We start from the raw sequence: 17108 nt of genomic DNA, 5'->3' as shown, positions 1-17108 counted from the left end.
TCCCAACACAAACTCTTTCCTACGGTCGCGTCGGGTCGGCTTTATAGCTGCCCAGCACTTCCAGATAGCTGGTGAAGTACCGTAGCTCCTCCATCGCGCGGCGCACCGCCGGGTCATCGGGGTGGCCGTCGATATCGGCATAGAACTGCGTCGCGGTGAAGGAGCCATCGACCATATAGCTTTCCAGCTTGGTCATGTTCACGCCATTCGTCGCGAAACCACCCATCGCCTTGTAAAGGGCCGCAGGGATGTTGCGGACCCGGAACACGAATGTGGTGATGACGGGGTCGGTGCCCTGTTCGGGCACTTCCGGTTCAGGCGCCATGACAAGGAATCGGGTCGTGTTATGCGCCTGATCCTCGATATGGCGGGCCAACAGATCGAGGTCATAGATTTCCGCCGCGAGTTCAGAGGCAAGCGCCGCGCGGCTTGGATCGCCAAGTTCCGCAATCTCACGCGCGGATCCCGCCGTATCGACGCCCACGATAGGATGAATCCCGTGCTCCTTGAGGAAGCTGCGGCACTGGCCCAGCAGGACAGTATGGCTCTGCGCCTCTTTCACCTGATCGAGTGTGACGCCCTTGAGCGCCATCAGGTTGATATGGACCCGCACGAAATGCTCGCCGACGATATGCAGGCCGCTATGGGGCAAAAGCTGGTGGATGTCCGCGACGCGGCCATAGGTCGAATTCTCGACCGGCAGCATGGCATGATCGGCCCGCCCCTCACGCACCGCGTCAATCGCGGCTTCGAAGGTTTTGCAGGGCAGCGCCTCGGCACCGGGAAACACCTCCACGACCGCCTGATGGGAATAGGCCCCGGCTTCCCCCTGAAACGAGACGCGCTTTACCGCTGCATTCATGCTGTCCTCCGCAATTTTAGCCGCTTTTTCACCAGTTGGGCGATTGGTCGCGGGTTCTACACCTTGTCATCCGCGATGGGTAGCGCGTAAACAAGCGCAAAATCATGCGACGTTAATGTCAGAGAGGTCTTCACCTATGGACGCACTCGAGTTCAACAAGATCGCGGCAGGTGTGCTGGGATCCTTCCTCGCCTTCATGCTGTTTGGCTGGGCTGGCGATATCATTTATGGCACGGGCGAAGCCGGCCATAAGGATCACCATGAGCAGGCGTTCGTGATCGAACTGCCGGACGCGGATACAGCCGTGGCCGAAGTGGCTGAAGAAGCCCCCTCCATTGCAGAGATCCTGCTGGCCGCGAATGCCGCAGATGGGGAGACCCTGTGGCGCCAGTGCGCGGCCTGTCACAAGCTCGAAGACGGTGCAAACGGCGTTGGCCCGCATCTCTATGATGTGATCGGTCGTCCAAAAGGCGCGATTGAGGAATATGCCTATTCCGACGCGATGGCGAATTTCGGTGGCGAATGGACCCCGGAAGCGATGTATCTCTTCCTTGAGAACCCGAAAGGCTACATGCCGGGAACCAAGATGGGCTATAACGGCATGCGCCGGTCCGAGGATCGCGGCAACATGATCGCGTATCTCGCGTCCGTGTCCGGCACTGATCTGGCCCCCTATATCACCGAAGCCGTCGCGGAGGAGGCCCCGCAGGCGGCATCCGATGCGGCTGCACCGGTCAGCGACGCCCCGGCCACGGCCGAAGAGGCCGTTGAGGCGGTCGAAGAAGAGGCCAACGCAATCGTTGAAGAGGCCACCACCGCTGTCGCTGAAGCCGCAGAGGCCGTGACCGAGGAAGCGACCGAAATGGCGGATGCCGCGACCGCAGCAGTTGAGAGTGCAGCCGCAGATGTGACCGCGGCCCTGACGGTCGTTCAGGAAGAAGCGACAGAGCAGGTTGCCTCCGCAACCGAGGCAGCCGAAGAGGCAACCGCCGCCGCGACCGAAACGGCTCAGGATGCAACCGCTGCCGCAACGGAAGCCGTTGCAGAGGCGACCGAAGCCGTCGCCCTGCCGGCCTTCATGGCCTCCGCCGACGCTGCCGCAGGTGAGCAGGTCTACCGCCAGTGCCGTGCCTGCCATGTCGCGGACGCTCCGACCAACCGTGTCGGCCCGCATCTGGTGGACATTGTGGGGCGTGAGAAAGCCTCCGTCGATGGCTTCCGCTATTCTGATGCGCTGACCAGCCTTGAGGGCAACTGGGGCTATGAGGAGCTGAACGGCTTCCTTGAGAACCCGCGCGAATATGCGCCCGGCACCCGGATGACCTATAACGGTCTGCGCAGCGAACAGGACCGGGCGAATGTGATCGCCTATCTTGAGAGCCTGTCGCAGTAATCAGCAGACGTCTCATTCGACAATAGAAAGGCCGCGCCGGTTCATGGCGCGGCCTTTTTCTATTCCTCAAAGCGTCTCCCAAAAACGAGAACGGCGCTCCTGTCATGCAGACAGAAGCGCCGGATCAGCGGGACAACGCCCCGCAGAATGGTCGTCAGATCAGACGTGCGACGGCCGTGCGATAAACGCGACCACGGCGCGTGCGCCATTGCCGATCCATGTGCCAAATGCCTTGAGCGCGTCACGCATCGCTTGCGCGCGCATCTGGCGTGCTTCAGCGTCAACCCGTGTCATGTCGAGATGGGTGAATTGCGAAAAGTCGTTCATTCCTAATGCCCTCTTGGCTGTGCTCCAGCGGCCCAACGCCGCTGATGCACAACACATAGGTCATGGAAATTCCGAGTTCACCGCATAGCTTTGCACAATCGCCATGCGCCCGACGCATAGCTACCGTAGAGCGAGATGGCGCAGATAGCGACGCTCCAACTGGCGGAAGATCATCACCAAAAGGAACGTGATCGCCATATATAGCAGCGCCGCGGTCAAAAAGCCCTCATAGGCCACATAATAGCGCGCGTTCAGCGTACGCCCTGCGCCAAGGATGTCTTGAATGGTGATGATGCTCGCCACCGCAGAGCCATGCAGCATGAACACCACCTCATTGCCGTATTGCGGCAAAGCGCGCCGTAGGGCGGAGGGCAGCAGCACCAGCGCATAGACCTGCCAGCGCGAAAGGCCCAAGGCGCGCGCGCCCTCGATCTCTCCCTTCGGGGTGGTGGCGACGGCACCGCGAATAATCTCCGTCGCGTAGGCACCGGAATTGAGCGCGAAGGCGATCAGCGCGCACCACCATGCGTCGCGCAGAAACACCCATGCCCAGCTTTCCCGGACAAAATCGAACTGTGCGAGGCCGAAATAGATCAGGAACAATTGCACCAATAACGGCGTGCCGCGAAACGCATAGACATACGCGTTTATGAGTTGCGACCAGACCGGGACCTTGTTCGCGCGGATGATGCCGAACGGGATCGCGATGCAAAAGCCAATCAGCAATGCAAGGCCGGTGAGCTGGACCGTCATCCAGACCCCACCCAGAAACAGCTCCCAATTCGCCAGAACGAGGTCAACGCGCATCCGAGAACCCCCGCGAATACCGCCGCTCTGCGCGGTCAAACAGGAATTGGCTGATCGCCGTAATGCAGAGATAGACGCAGAACACCGCAAAATAGAAGGTGAACGGCTCCCGCACCGATTTGCCCGCGTCCCCTGCGAGGCCAACGAGATCACCGAGCCCGATCACCGACACGACCGCCGTGGATTTCACCAGCACCTGCCAGACATTCGCATAGCCCGGCAGCGCAAATCGGATGACTTGCGGGAAATTCACCGCCCAGAAAATGCCAAAGGGGCGCATACCCAGCGCCTTTGCCGCCTCCCCCTGCCCGGGCGGAACAGTCAGGTACGCGCCGCGAAACGTCTCTGTCAGATAAGCCCCATAGATGAAGCCGATCGCCAGCACGCCCGCAAAAAACTGATTTAACTCGATGTAATCCATGCCGAACTGCTTGCCGATGGTGTTCACCAGCCGCTGACCACCAAAATAGATCAACAGAATCAGCACCAGATCGGGCACGCCGCGCACGATGGATGTGTAGAGGAACACAATCGCCTTGGCGATCCGGCCACCGCCCAGCTTTCCTGCCGCAGCAAGGCTGCCCAGCACGGTCGCCAGAATAAGCGACGTCACCGCGAGCATCACCGTGACGAACGTGCCTTTCGCCAACAAGGGCGCGTATTGAATGAGAGTGTCCATAAGGGTGTCTCCGGGCGGGAATAAACCCCGCCCGGAGCGTGATCAATTAGTCGCTATAGATGTCGAAATCGAAATACTTGGCGTTGATCTCGGCATAGGTGCCGTCCGCACGGATCGCTTGGATCGCGGCGGAGAACTTGTCGCGCAGGTCCGTATCGGCCTGACGCACGCCGATCCCGGCACCGTCGCCGTGATATTGCGGGATCGAATAGCCCGGCCCGAAAAAGGCATAACCTTCGCCCGCATCCGTCTTGAGGAAGCCGTCATCCATCGCGATGCTGTCCGCCATGATCGCATCGATCCGGCCAGAGGTCAGGTCGAGATAGGCTTCGTCCTGAGAACCATAGAGGCGCAGCTCGATACCCGGAAACTCGCCTTCCATGAAATCCTGATGGATCGTGCCGCGCTGCACGCCCACGACCTTGCCCTCAAGCATGTCCAGGGTCATGCCTTCAGCACCAAGGAAGATTGCCGGGGTCTGGTAATACTTCTCGGAAAAGTCGATGACCTGCTTACGCTCTTCGGTGATCGACATGGAGGCGATGATCGCGTCGCACTTGCCCTCAAGCAGCGCGGGGATGATGCCGTCCCAATCGGTTTTGACCATTTCGCAGGTCGCGCCCATTTCTTCGCAAAGGGCGTTGGCGATGTCGATGTCAAAGCCCTCAACCGCGCCGGTATCGGTGGTGTAGGAGAACGGCGGGTAGGCGCCCTCCACGCAGATATCCACGTCCATCGCGATGGCCTGACCGGCGAATGCGGTCATGATGGCGGCGGTGACGAGTGTCTTTTTCATGGTTTTGTCCCTGTCATAGCGGTTTGAAACTGCCGTGCAGGGTTGGCCAACTGATCGGCGCTGTCAATGGGTTGCCCTTGCGTCACCTCTGGTATGACGCAAGGAATCGTCGGCTATCCGCGCGGCAGGATGTCGGGCAGCGTGCCTTCGGTCGCAGAGGTCGTCAGCCACGCCTGCATATAGTCCGCGACGGAGGCAAAGCAGATCACCTCCGCCCCCTGCGCGGTGGGCCAGAACGCAGCGGCGACCTGCCCGATCCGGGTGCGGCGGACCTCATCCGTGCCAAAGCTGTGGAAATCCACCGGCGCGCCCTTGGCCAGCACTTCGCGCCATGCAGGCCCATTGACGCTGAATATCGCGCGCGCGTCGGACACATCAGCGACAAGGTGATGGGTGCCCTCCAGCGCGCCCGACAGATCCGTTATGGTCTGTGACACCGCGTCATGCGGCACCATCAAAAGCAGCTCATCAGGGCTCATCCACGCTGCAGCATTGTCACCCTTGCGGGCAATGCTGCGCTGTGCGGGCATCGAGGCGATCACCTCAACGGCCTTGCGCAAAACACTGCTATCGAGATCGCCGCGCAGGGTGATCATGCCCCGGACACGGGCGCGGGTGATGGTGACGGTATCAGACATTCTGCCGCGCTCCTTCCGGGTCATAGAATACCGGGCTGACGATTTTGGCCCGGATGGTTTTGTCGTCAGAGATAGGGAATTCGAGCATATCGCCCGTCCGGCTCAACCCGCCCTCAATCAACGCCATCGCGATGGAGCGGCCCAGCGTGGGAGAGAAATAGGTGGAGGTCACATGGCCGATCATCCGGTCATGCTCCACTGCATGAGCGCCATCGGGCAGCACAACCGACGGCTCCACCGTTTCCAATCCGACAAGCTGCTTGCGGCCTTCGCGGGTCAGATCGGCGCGCTCCAATGCGCGTTTGCCGATGAAATCCTCTTTCTTTTGCGACACGGCCCAGGAAAGGCCAAGGTCGTGAGGCGTGACGGTGCCATCGCTTTCGTCACCCACGATGATAAAGCCCTTCTCGGCCCGCAGTACATGAAGCGCCTCGGTGCCATAGGGGGCCACACCCATCGGCGCGCCAGCCTCCATCGCGGCCTCCCAAAAGGCGAGCCCCTGCCCCGCCGGGATCGCCACTTCATAGCTCAACTCGCCGGAGAAGCTGATCCGGTACACCCGCGCCTTGATCCCGCCGATGGTGCCATCCGCCCAGCCCATGAAGGGCAGCGCGTCATTCGACAGGTCCATATCCGTGCCCATCGCCTGCAACAATTCGCGCGCCTTGGGGCCGACGACCGCGACTTGGGCATATTGCTCTGTCACGTTGGCGGTATAGACCTGCATGTCCCACCATTCGGTCTGTAGCCATTCCTCAAACCACGCATGGACCCGGTCCGAATTGCCGGTGGTGGTGTGCACAAGGAACGTGTCCTCATCCAAGCGCGCGACCACGCCATCATCCCACAGAAACCCGTTTTCATTCAGCATCAGGCCATAGCGGCAGCGGCCCGGTTTCAGGCCCGCCATGGGATTGGTGTACATCAGATTGAGGAACTTGCCCGCATCCGGCCCCTTCACAAGGATTTTGCCAAGGGTCGAGGCATCAAGAAGCGATACCTTCTCCCGCGCCGTCAGCACCTCGCGATTGACAGCGGCGTGCACGCTCTCCCCGTTCTTTGGATAGGCGAAGGGGCGGCGCCAATCAGCGACCGGCTCGAACGTGGCCCCTTGTGCCTCATGCCAGCCATCAATCGCGGTTTTGCGCAAGGGTTTGAACAACGCGCCGCGCGCCTCCCCGGCCAATGTGCCGATGGTGACGGGTGTGTAGGGCGGGCGGAAGGTGGTGGTGCCCACATCCGGGATCGCCGCACCGAGGCTATCGGCAAGGATCGCAAGCCCGTTGATATTGCTCAGCTTGCCCTGATCCGTCGCCATGCCAAGCGTGGTGTAGCGCTTGGTATGCTCAACACTTTCATAGCCCTCTTGGGCGGCAAGCTGCACGTCGGAGACCTTCACATCGTTCTGGAAATCGAGAAACGCCTTGGAGCGCAGCTTATAGCTTGCCCGCTCAGGCATCATCCAGACGGGCATGGCGGGCGCTTCTTCGGTCACGTCCTCCGTCACGGTGGGGGCGGTGCCAGAGGCGGGGCTTCCCCCGGCCTCACGCACCGCGCGCTGACCCATGGCCACCGCGTCCTCCACGATCTGGGTCGCGCTGAAATACCCGTTCGCGGCCCCTGCGGGCAGCACGAAGCCCTGCCCCCGGTCGCCTGTCGGTGCACGCTCAAGGTCAGGGCGGAACGCGATCAAATCCTCATCCCATGTGAGCTTGCCTCCGCAATGGGACCACAGATGCACGATGGGCGACCAGCCACCCGACATCGCGACGCATTCGCACGGGATCACTTCCAGCACCGCGCCTTCGCCCGCATGGGCGCAAATCTCGACCGATTTGAGGGTTTTGCCCCCGACGACCTTCGCGATGCCTTTGCCAAGCTCCACCCGGATACCCAATTCGCGCGCCATGCGCGGCAGCGGGCCGGTGGCGGCGGGGCGCGCGTCAAGGATCGCCGGCACATCCAGCCCGGCGCGTTTCAGCGCAATCGCGGTGCGGTAGGCATCGTCATTATTTGTCACAACAACGGTCCGGTCCCCCGGCGACACACCGTAAAGCGCCACATAGTCGCGCACGGCGGAGGCCAGCATCACGCCCGGCCGGTCATTCCCGGCAAAGGCAAGCGGCCGCTCAATCGCGCCTGTCGCAGTGACGACCTGTTTTGCACGGATCCGCCAGAGCCGCTCTCGCACCGGGCCATCAAGCCGCTCATTGGCGAGGATATAGCCGTGATCGTAGACGCCCGCGCCCATGGTGCGGGTGCGCAGGGTGACGTTGGGCATCGCGGCGAGTGCTGCGGCCTCCGCCCGCGCCCAATCGGCACCGGGCGCGCCCTCGACATCCGCCTCTTCGGTGTTGAGCCGCCCGCCGACATGGGGGGATTGCTCAAGGATGAGCACACGCAGGCCCGCATCCGCTGCCTGCCGCGCCGCCGTAAGGCCCGCAAGCCCCGCGCCGATCACCAGCACATCGGTATAGGCGTAGTAATACTCGTATGTGTCGGGGTCGGCCTTGGTCGGCGCTTTTCCCAGCCCCGCTGCCGCCCGGATCACCGGTTCGAACACATGCTTCCACGCCGCGCGCGGATACATGAAGGTTTTGTAGTAAAAGCCCGCCGGGAAGAATTTGGACAGGCTGTCATTCAGCACGCCCACGTCAAAGGCGAGGCTTGGCCAGTGGTTCTGGCTTTCGGCATATGTGCCGTCTTGCAGCTCCACCACCGTGGCGCGCGCGTTCGGCTCAAACCTGTTGCCGGTGCCAAGCCCCATCAGCGCGTTCGGCTCCTCTGCACCAGAGGCGACGATCCCGCGCGGGCGGTGATATTTGAACGAGCGGCCCACGGTCGTGTGACCATTCGCCAACAGGGCAGAGGCAAGCGTGTCGCCCGCGAACCCTTTATAATATTGGCCGTTGAACTGGAATTTCACCGGGCGGGTGCGGTCAATGAGCCGCCCCCCTTTCGACAGACGGGTGGTCATGCTTGCGGCTCCCATTCGGGGCGGCGCGCCTTGATGGCGGCGATGATGTCAGGGGTGGGGGTGCTGGTCTGGCCGGGATAGGTGCCGAACACCTCGAGCGTTTGCGTACAGCGCGCGGCATGGAACCACTTGCCGCAGCCAAACGCGTGCCGCCAGCGCTCAAAATGCACGCCGCGCGGGTTTTGACGCTGGAACAGGTAGTCGCGAAAATCCTCGTCCGAGGAGCCGGGGCCAAACCGCTTGAGATGCGCTTCACCGCCGGGGGCGAATTCGGTTTCTTCGCCGGATACCCCGCAACAGGGGCAGGTTAGGGTCAGCATGCGCGCCTCCAGACTTGAGCGAGGCGCGCATAATGCGATGCGTCAGCCTTCGACGAGATCGACAGAGATTTCGGGCTCATTGGCGCCGAAACCATCGGTGTAGACATACGCGCCAAGCGCGATAACCGCGACGACAAGACCGCCGAGGATGAACGACATTCCGGATTTTCCTTTGTCAGACATGTGACAGGCTCCTTTCCTGTGTTGGTACCATTTCCAACACTCAAGGGCGCAAAGGGTTCCGAAAGTTTATGATGGGTTAAGGGCATCGCTCAGTCCTTCCCCGACCGGACGCGGATGCGAATAAGTGCGAAAACCCACAGGCCAATGCCAATGGCCGCAAAGGGGGCAGCGGCAGCCATCTCCCCCTTGGCCATCTGCCAAACGGGCTGGATGAGGAGGCCGATGCCGATACCAAAGATGAGGTAATTGAGGGTTTGGGGGGTCATGATAAAGCCTCAAGGAAAAGCGGTTCCATGCCGTATTTCGCGGCCTGAGTCCTAACCGAAGGGCGCGCGCCTGCACCGCGTTGCGGCACACACTCACCCAACCTGTTGCATTTCATTCCCATCAGTGCGCCACCGCCGCCGCGACGCTCTCGTCGATCATCCGTCCTTCGGTGAAGCGGTCCAAACTGAACGGGGCGGCCAGATCACCCGGCGTGCCCTTCGCGACCATTTCCGCCGTGGCCCAGCCGGAGCCGGGGATCGCCTTGAACCCGCCCGTGCCCCAGCCGCAATTGATGAACACACCCGGCACCGGCGTTGTGCCGATGATGGGGGAACGGTCGCCGGTCATGTCCACCACGCCGCCCCATTGGCGCAGCATCTTGAGGCGGGAAATCATCGGGAATGTCTCCACCAGCGCGCGCAGCGTTTCCTCGATATGGTGGAAAGAGCCGCGCTGGGTGTAGTTGTTGAACCCGTCCGCGCCGCCGCCGATGACCATTTCGCCCTTGTCCGACTGGCTCATATAGCCGTGCACGGTGTTGGCCATGACGACGCAATCCATCGCGGGCTTGATCGGCTCGGAGACAAGCGCTTGCAACGCCACACTCTCGACCGGCAGGCGGAAGCCCGCGCGCTCCGCCATCACGCCGGAATTGCCCGCCACCACGATGCAGAGCTTTTTCGTCCTGATCGCACCTTTGGTTGTCTGCACGCCCGTGACACCCTCCGCGTCGCGATCCACGCCCGTGACCTCGCATTGCTGGATGATATCGACGCCCATTTCCGCCGCGCCACGGGCATAGCCCCACGCGACCGCATCGTGCCGCGCCGTGCCGCCGCGCGGCTGCCACAGCCCGCCGAGCACCGGATAGCGTGGCCCGCTGAGATTGATGATCGGCACAATCTCCTTGATTTGGCGGGGGGTGACCATTTCGCTCTCGATACCCGCGATGCGGTTGGCGTGATAGGTCCGTTTCCACGCGCGCAATTCATGCTCCGTCTGGGCGAGCATCAGAACGCCGCGCGGGCTGAACATGATGTTGTAGTTAAATTCTTGGCTTAGATCTTCGTAGAGGCTGCGCGCCTTCTCGAAAATCGCCATGGAGGACGGCTGAAGGTAGTTGGAGCGGATGATCGTCGTGTTCCGGCCCGTATTCCCGCCGCCAAGCCAGCCTTTTTCGATCACCGCGACCTTTCGCACGCCGTGGTTTTTCGCCAGATAATATGCGGTGGCCAATCCGTGCCCGCCCGCACCCACGATCACCACGTCATATTCGGGCTTCGGCTCAGGCGACGGCCATGCCCGGTCCCAGCCTTTGTGATGGCTGAAGGCCTGCTTTGCGATGGCAAATGCGGAATAGCGGCCCATGGCTGGCTCCCTCGAAAATGATCCGTGTGGTGAGTGGTGCCAAGCCCGACAGAAACCTGCAAGCACCCCGGCTTCGTTTTTTCATTTTATCTGCACCGTCCCTGCCTGAAAGGCGGCACTTCCCGGTCTGTTTTCGACAGGGCGGGGCGGCTGCGACATGCCATGTGCTAAATTGTCATCCTCCATTGCCCAAGGCCGGGCCAGCCGTTACCTAGGAGCGACCGTTTTGTGAGAAAGATCGCTATGCTGTTCTGGGCTGTTGCCGCCATCCTGACTCTCGCCGTTGCCGCCTATGTGCTGCGCCCAATGCTGCGCAAAAGCGGGGATGCGGGGCGTGCGGCCGCCTATGACATGCAGATCTACAAGGATCAGTTGCAGGAGATTGAAGCCGATCTCGCGCGCGGTGTCCTGTCCCCGACCGAAGCGGAGGCCAGCCGCACCGAGGTGTCGCGCAGACTGCTCGCCGCGGCCGATGCGGCAGAAAGCGAAGGCACCGGCGGCCCCGCCCCCCGCTCCGCCACCCAGATCGCCGTGGGGGGGACCGTGGCCCTTGTGATTGCTGGCACGTTGGGCGGCTATGTCATCCTTGGCGCGCCCGGCATGTCCGATCAGCCCCTTGTCAACCGGATGGGGGAGATACAGCAAGCTCGGCTCGACCGCCCCTCTCAGGAAGAGGCAGAGGCGATGATCGCCGCTGAAAACCTCCCCCCGCCCACCATCCCCGACACGGCGGAGATCGCGGAATACCGGCGGCTTGTCCCGCAGTTGGAGCAGGTTCTGCTTGAGCGGCCAAATGACGTGACCGGGCATCGGTTGCTGGCGCAGGCCTATCTCCAGCTTGGCCGGGTGACCGAAGCGCGCATGGTGCAGGACCGGGTGATGAACCTCCTTGGCAACACCGCGACCGCCACGGATTACGCCGAAGCTGCTGAAATTCGGATCATCGCGGCCAATGGCTATGTCTCACCAGAGGCGGAACGCGCATTGGCCGAAGGGTTGCAACGCAATCCCGGCGATCCGGTGTTGCGCTATTATTCGGGCCTGACGCTGGCGCAAAACAATTCGCCGGAACTGGCATTGCGGATCTGGGCCGCGCTTTTGGAAGAAGGCCCACCAGAGGCACCATGGGTACAGTCGATCCAGAGCCAGATCGGCGGGCTTGCCGCGGCGGTCGAATTGCAACGCATCCAGAACGGCGGTGCGCCCGCCCTGCGCGGGCCGGATCAGGAGACGATCGACGCCGCGCGCGACCTCTCCCCGCAAGATCAGATCGAGATGATTGAAGGGATGGTCGCCGGTCTGTCCAACCGCCTCGCGACGGAGGGCGGCACACCCGCCGAATGGGCGCAGCTTGTCCGCGCGCTGACCGTGCTGGGGGAGATTGAGCGCCGTGACGCCGTGCTGGCCGAAGCACGCACAGTATTCGCCGCAAATCCTGACGCCGTTGCCGCAATCGAGGCTGCCGCGCAATGACCAACAACGCCACCGTCCACGATGATATCATGGCCTTTAGCGCCATCATCGGCAGCCACGGCGCGCTGGCCGGTATCGACCTTGGCACAAAGACCGTGGGCATCGCCGTGTCAGACGGATTGCGCAGCGTGGCAACTCCGGTGGAGACTCTGAGACGGGGCAAGTTTTCCAAGGACTCCGAGGACCTCCGCACCCTTTTTGGTAACCGGGGGGTGGTGGGTGTCGTCATGGGGCTGCCGATGAACATGGACGGATCGGAAGGGCCGCGCGCCCAATCCGCGCGTGCCTATGCCCGCAACATCGCCCGCGTCCTGTCCCTGCCTGTGGCTCTGTGGGATGAGCGGCTGTCCACCGTCGCGGCCGAGCGCGCGCTGCTGGACGCCGATATGTCGCGCGCCAAACGGGCCGTCCTGATCGACCATGTCGCCGCCTCCTATATCCTGCAAGGGGTGCTGGATCGGCTGGGCCATCTGAAACGGAGCACTGCGCATGGTGGATGAGGTCTGGAAACGGGCGGAAATCGAAAGCCCGTGCGTCAAACTCTGCGTGATCCATCCCGAAAGCCGCCTGTGCATGGGATGCCTGCGCAGCATTGATGAGATCGGCCGCTGGTCCTCTTTCACAGCCGACGAGCGGCGGGACATCATGGACGCCCTCCCCGCCCGCGCGCGCCAAATCCGCGGCAAGCGGCGCACGCCACGGTTGAAAACACGAAATTAAAGTTCGTCTTGCCGCATTTTTGGCGAATTTCTTTTGAATATTACACTGGAATCGGTATCCCAGAATCAGGGAGTTTCGGGAGTGAAAGGCACCGCATGATTTGGCCCATCGCCATAGTCTGTGGAATCGTGTTCGGGTCGCTGGTGTTGTCCGGGGCCTATGGCGCGATGCATCCGGTGATGCAGCTTTCCGTCGCGGCGGTGATTGTCACCGTAGGCGCGATGATGTCCTTCATCCAAATGGCGCGCAAACGGGCCAAGTTCACGATGGTTCCGGTCGTCTGGGCTGTGGCCGTTCTGGTGCTGATGGCGTCTTGGTCGTTCCGGGAGCAGGGACGGCTTCTGGCGCTGACACTGCTGGAACGCCCGGTTGAGGATCTCGCCCCGCCCGTTGGGTCATTGCAGAACGAAGTGATGCTGATGCGCGCTTGGGACGGGCATTTTCGCGCCGTAGCCGAGGTGAACGGAACCCCGGTTGGCCTGCTGATTGATACCGGCGCGTCCCGCGTTTTGCTGCGCTATGATGACGCGCGGCGCATCGGGCTGACCGATGCCGATCTGAACTATACGCTGCCCGTCACCACGGCAAGCGGGCGGGCCTTCGTCGCGCCGGTGACCTTTGACCGGATCGAGATTGGCGGCATCATCGTGCGCGATGTGCAAGGGGCCGTGGCCCAGCCTGATCAGCTCCATTCCAGCCTGCTCGGCATGTCCTATATCGAGCATCTGACCGAAGCCGTGATCCGCAAGGATCGGCTGATCCTCCGCAACTGATCGCCGCAGCCCGGTGCGCGGCCCGGGTCACTGCACGATGAAATCCGCATGAAGTGCGCCTGCCGCCTTGATCGCCTTGAGGATGTCGATCATGTCGCGCGGGGTGACGCCAAGCGCGTTCAACCCTTCGATGACCTCGGGCAGACTGACCGAGCTTTCGACGAGGGCAAGCCCGGTGCCCGGCTCCTCCTCTATCGCGGCATTGGTGCGCGGCACGACGATGGTGTCGCCCCGGGCGAAGGGGTTGGGCTGAACGACCATCGGCTGCTCCTGCACCCGCAGGGTCAGATTGCCCTGACTGACCGCAACCCGCGAGATCCGCACATCCGCCCCCAGCACAATCGTGCCTGAACGCTGATCGACGACAACGCGCGCGCGCTGCTGGGGCGACACTTCGATATTTTCCAATTGGCTGACCAGATGCGCGGGCGAGCGGGCATTGGCGTTGCGCACCGTGATCTCGACTGTGCCGGAATCGAGCATCTGGGCGATCCGGCGACCAAAGCGGCCATTCACCGCCTCCTCAATCCGCACCGCAGTGGTGAAATCCGGGTCGCGCAGGGCAAGGCGCAGACGCTCCATCCGGGTGAAATCGAAGTCCAGCTCCCGCTCGACGCGCGCGCCACCGGGGATCGTGCCGGTTGTGGGCACGCCCTGGGTCGTGGCCCCGGCCTCCCCTTCGGCCACAGCACCACCAGCGATCACCGATCCCTGCCCCACCGCGTAAATCTCCCCATCGGCGGCATTCAGAGGGGTCATGATCAGCGTGCCACCAAGCAGGCTGTCCGCATCCCCGATGGCCGACACGGTAATGTCGATCCGCCCGCCCGCCCGCGCAAAAGGCGGCAGCACGCCCGTGACTAGCACCGCCGCGACGTTCTGCGGGCGGAATTGTTCGCCCGCCACATTGATCCCCAACCGCTCCAGCAAGTTGGCCATGGCCTCTTCGGTAAAGGGGCTGTTGCGCAGGCTGTCACCCGTGCCATTCAGACCCACAACAAGGCCGTAGCCGACGAGGTCATTGCCCCGCACGCCTTCGACCTCCACCAGATCCTTGATCCGGGTCGATTGCGCCGCAGCGGGCAGAGCCAACGCAAGGCATAGCAGGACAAACAGCAAACCGCGCATGGCTACCTCATGAAATTGACGATGGACAGAGACGAAAGCCGCGCCGTCACGACATAAAGCGCCTGCAACTGCGCCTCCAGCCCCTGAAGGCGCGCGGCGGTTTCATGCGGGTCCGCGCTGGTGATGCTGGCCCGCGCGAGCGAGGTGCTGGTTTCCTCCGCCTTGAGCACATCCTTCATGATCTCAAGGCGATATCGGTCAGCCCCCAACCCTTCCCGCAGGGCAATCACTTCGCGCCCCGCATTGGCGAGGGTCGCGCCAGCCTCAATCTGGCGCGCGACCGGATCATCCGCCGTGAGACTGAGCGCCGCGCGCGCCAATCCTTCCAGCGCAAAGCGGATTTCGGGTGCATTTGCAGTTGGCATATTGGCGAGCGGTGCACCCGTGGAAAGGCTCCCCGCCGCGCCCGGTTCTGCCCCGGCATAGATCAGCGTTTCATATCCGCCGCCATCGGCGAAGAAGGTGGCCACCGCGTCCTCCCCCTCGGGCGCGGCGGCGATTGCTGCGCGCAGCACCGTCATTAGGGTGTCAGCAGTGGCAATCGCGGGACCGTCAGTATTGGCCCCGGCAAACAGCGCACGCCCCCCCGTGGTGCTGTTGAGAATGCCGATCACCCCCTCCATCCGAGCCGCGGCATCCGTGGCGAGGGACCGGGCGCGTGCCGCATCCCCGTTGATCGCGGCGGCCTGCATTTCCGTTCCAATCGGATCAAGCATTTCCTGAACACCCGCAAGCGCCGCATCGGCCAATTCTGCGCGCCGGTCAAACAGGTCAATCGCGGACTGGTCCGATGCAATCTGCGCAAGCCGCGTGTCCATCCCGTGCAGCCGCGCGAGGTTTCCTTCTGAGGCCGCGACCAGATCCTGTTTCCGCCCGGTCGATAGTTCCTGTGTGGCGATATCCAACGCATGGGACAACTCGCGGCTTTGCCGTTGAAGGGCAAGCATCTGTGTAAGATCGGATCGGATGCCGGAAATCATGGCTAAATCTCCATCAATCTGGCGAACATCTGATCCACGGTCTGCATCACGCGGGCATTGGCCTGATAGGTCCGCTCAATCAGGAGAAGGGCCTGAAGCTCGGCATCCGTGTCCACGCCGATGGCCGCGGCCTCCTGCTCCGACAGGCCCACCCGCTCGGCCCGCGCGAAATCCGCGTCGCGGGTGGCGCGGGTTGCGTTGCTGTTCAACTCAGCAGACAGGGTGGCAAGATGTGTCGCCAAATCGCGAGACGTGGCCCCGCCGGGCAGCGTTTCACGCGTGCGCAGCGCATCTCGCAGGGCAATCACCTGATCGGCCCGCCCGGTGAGCCCGGGTGCCTCCGCGGCGATCCCGTCGCGCAAGCGCCAAGACGTGTCATCGGTCAGCGCGGGGTTCAGGGTTAACCGACCAGCAAGCCCGCTGATCGCCTCCGGATCAAGGGCCGCGCCGTCATCAAGGAGCGCACCCGGTTGCCCCTCGGCAAGGCTCGCATCGGCCCGCGTCAAGCGGTCAGCGAGGGAAAAGGCAAACGCATCGAGTGAGGCCGTCGCCTGCGGCACCGTCTGGTCACGGATGACAAATGCGGCCTCCAGCGCGCCGCCGCCCAGAATGCCGCGCCCGTCCCCGATGCGCGCGTCCCGGCCCGACAGCGTGAGCCCACTCAATTGCCCGCCCTCCTGCGACATTTCGGGCAGGATCGTCGCAGTGGGTGTGAAGCCAAACGGCTCTGGCCGCCCATCAAGCAGCACCGCCCCCCGGATCGAGAACAGGGCCACATTCCCATCCTCCCGATCCACGACCCGAAGCGGGATCATGCCCGAAATCTCGTCGATCAGCCGATCCCGCTGGTCCTCCAGCGCGGCGGTGTCCGCGCGCGCGACGGATTTTCCGACGATTGCGCCATTGAGTTTGTGCACGTCCTCTATCGCTGCGTTAAGCCGGGTGACCATGGCCCCGATCGCGGTATCGGCATCCTCACGCACCGCCCGCAGATCGGAGGCTGCATCGCGGATCCCGGTCACAGCAAGGTCGAGGGCCGCAAACGCGCCACGTTGAAGGCTGCGGCTTTCCGGGGTGGAGATCAGCGACGTCAGCGCCTGATCCAACGCATCCATCCGGCCCGACAGGGAGGCCGGATCGCTGGGGAGGCCAAGCGCACCCGCGATCCGGTCCGCTGCCTCAGCCGTGACCCGTGCGCCCTCTGCCCCCGATGTGGCCTGACGACGGGCGGCGGTGAGCACCACATCCTCCGCCCGGCGGGTCGTGACTGTGCCATCGGGGCCGCGCACCACTTCGCGCCGCGCGTACCCTTCCGTGAGGGCATTCGCGACGTTTTCCGACGCGACTTGCGCCGATTTGGATGACGCGGCAAGCCCCGCACTCGCGAGGCTCAGGGCATTGGAAAGGCTCATCTTCC

19 protein-coding genes are annotated in these 17108 nt (G+C 63.0%); 5 read left to right on the top strand and 14 right to left on the bottom strand.

The annotated features are described in order from the left end of the window. Positions 1–19 precede the first annotated feature (19 nt). The gene (locus FHS89_RS06365) at positions 20–862 is read right to left on the bottom strand and encodes a prephenate dehydratase (protein WP_184009686.1); all 843 of its coding nucleotides are present in this window, start codon (positions 860–862) and stop codon (positions 20–22) included. 136 nt (positions 863–998) lie between these two features. On the opposite strand from FHS89_RS06365, the gene FHS89_RS06360 reads away from it, so the two are divergent. Next, a complete protein-coding gene (locus tag FHS89_RS06360) occupies positions 999–2255 on the top strand; it encodes a c-type cytochrome (protein ID WP_184009684.1) in 1257 nt (418 codons plus the stop codon). Between the two features lie 159 nt (positions 2256–2414). Here the strand turns inward: FHS89_RS06360 and FHS89_RS06355 are convergent, their stop codons facing one another. From FHS89_RS06355 to FHS89_RS06310, 10 genes are all read right to left on the bottom strand, one after another. Beyond that, a complete protein-coding gene (locus FHS89_RS06355; RefSeq protein ID WP_184009681.1) occupies positions 2415–2582 on the bottom strand; it encodes an RSP_7527 family protein in 168 nt (55 codons plus the stop codon). Positions 2583–2702: 120 nt separating this feature from the next. Next, positions 2703–3389 (bottom strand): ABC transporter permease, encoded by a 687-nt coding sequence (locus FHS89_RS06350; protein ID WP_184009680.1) that lies wholly within the window; start codon positions 3387–3389, stop codon positions 2703–2705. After that, positions 3379–4068, bottom strand: coding sequence for an ABC transporter permease (locus FHS89_RS06345; protein WP_184009678.1), 690 nt, complete (start codon positions 4066–4068; stop codon positions 3379–3381). Before FHS89_RS06345 ends, FHS89_RS06350 begins: the two co-directional genes overlap by 11 nt. Before the next feature lie 46 nt (positions 4069–4114). Next, positions 4115–4864: a transporter substrate-binding domain-containing protein gene (locus FHS89_RS06340; RefSeq protein WP_184009676.1), complete on the bottom strand. Its 750-nt coding sequence runs from the start codon at positions 4862–4864 to the stop codon at positions 4115–4117. A gap of 113 nt (positions 4865–4977) precedes the next feature. Continuing rightward, positions 4978–5502 (bottom strand): sarcosine oxidase subunit gamma, encoded by a 525-nt coding sequence (locus tag FHS89_RS06335; RefSeq protein WP_184009674.1) that lies wholly within the window; start codon positions 5500–5502, stop codon positions 4978–4980. Continuing rightward, complete coding sequence (locus FHS89_RS06330) at positions 5495–8479, bottom strand: sarcosine oxidase subunit alpha family protein (RefSeq protein WP_184009672.1); 2985 nt, start codon at positions 8477–8479, stop codon at positions 5495–5497. The genes FHS89_RS06335 and FHS89_RS06330 overlap by 8 nt, the downstream gene beginning before the upstream one ends. Further along, positions 8476–8799 (bottom strand): sarcosine oxidase subunit delta, encoded by a 324-nt coding sequence (locus tag FHS89_RS06325; protein WP_184009670.1) that lies wholly within the window; start codon positions 8797–8799, stop codon positions 8476–8478. The genes FHS89_RS06330 and FHS89_RS06325 overlap by 4 nt, the downstream gene beginning before the upstream one ends. Positions 8800–8841: 42 nt before the next feature. Further along, complete coding sequence (locus tag FHS89_RS06320) at positions 8842–8982, bottom strand: hypothetical protein (protein WP_184009668.1); 141 nt, start codon at positions 8980–8982, stop codon at positions 8842–8844. Positions 8983–9071: 89 nt separating this feature from the next. After that, positions 9072–9248 (bottom strand): hypothetical protein, encoded by a 177-nt coding sequence (locus FHS89_RS06315; RefSeq protein WP_184009666.1) that lies wholly within the window; start codon positions 9246–9248, stop codon positions 9072–9074. A 121-nt stretch (positions 9249–9369) separates the two neighbouring features. Beyond that, on the bottom strand, positions 9370–10617 hold the full coding sequence (locus FHS89_RS06310; protein WP_184009664.1) for a sarcosine oxidase subunit beta family protein: 1248 nt from the start codon (positions 10615–10617) through the stop codon (positions 9370–9372). Between the two features lie 228 nt (positions 10618–10845). On the opposite strand from FHS89_RS06310, the gene ccmI reads away from it, so the two are divergent. The 4 genes from ccmI (at position 10846) to FHS89_RS06290 (ending at position 13583) form a co-directional block, all read left to right on the top strand. Next, positions 10846–12090 carry a c-type cytochrome biogenesis protein CcmI gene (gene ccmI / locus FHS89_RS06305; RefSeq protein ID WP_184009662.1) on the top strand — a complete coding sequence of 415 codons (1245 nt, stop codon included), beginning with the start codon at positions 10846–10848 and terminating at the stop codon, positions 12088–12090. Next, entirely contained in the window at positions 12087–12590 is a 504-nt protein-coding gene (gene ruvX / locus FHS89_RS06300) for a Holliday junction resolvase RuvX (RefSeq protein ID WP_425502777.1), read from the top strand. The genes ccmI and ruvX overlap by 4 nt, the downstream gene beginning before the upstream one ends. Further along, a complete protein-coding gene (locus FHS89_RS06295; RefSeq protein WP_184009660.1) occupies positions 12580–12810 on the top strand; it encodes a DUF1289 domain-containing protein in 231 nt (76 codons plus the stop codon). The genes ruvX and FHS89_RS06295 overlap by 11 nt, the downstream gene beginning before the upstream one ends. A gap of 95 nt (positions 12811–12905) precedes the next feature. Further along, positions 12906–13583 (top strand): retropepsin-like aspartic protease family protein, encoded by a 678-nt coding sequence (locus tag FHS89_RS06290; RefSeq protein WP_184009658.1) that lies wholly within the window; start codon positions 12906–12908, stop codon positions 13581–13583. Between the two features lie 27 nt (positions 13584–13610). Here the strand turns inward: FHS89_RS06290 and FHS89_RS06285 are convergent, their stop codons facing one another. Genes FHS89_RS06285 through flgK form a run of 3 tightly spaced genes read right to left on the bottom strand, consistent with a single transcriptional unit; the run spans position 13611 to position 17103 of the window. Continuing rightward, the gene (locus tag FHS89_RS06285) at positions 13611–14711 is read right to left on the bottom strand and encodes a flagellar basal body P-ring protein FlgI (protein WP_184009656.1); all 1101 of its coding nucleotides are present in this window, start codon (positions 14709–14711) and stop codon (positions 13611–13613) included. A gap of 2 nt (positions 14712–14713) precedes the next feature. Beyond that, positions 14714–15691, bottom strand: a complete 978-nt coding sequence (locus FHS89_RS06280) for a flagellin (protein ID WP_184009654.1) — start codon at positions 15689–15691, stop codon at positions 14714–14716. A 2-nt stretch (positions 15692–15693) separates the two neighbouring features. After that, entirely contained in the window at positions 15694–17103 is a 1410-nt protein-coding gene (gene flgK / locus FHS89_RS06275; RefSeq protein ID WP_184009652.1) for a flagellar hook-associated protein FlgK, read from the bottom strand. Between the last annotated feature and the right edge of the window lie 5 nt (positions 17104–17108).

The sequence above is a fragment of the Rubricella aquisinus genome, from assembly GCF_014199445.1.
GTDB classification, from domain to species: Bacteria; Pseudomonadota; Alphaproteobacteria; order Rhodobacterales; family Rhodobacteraceae; genus Rubricella; species Rubricella aquisinus.
The sequence above is the reverse complement of the archived record's forward strand: the minus strand, read 5'-3'. Positions and strand labels throughout refer to the sequence as shown.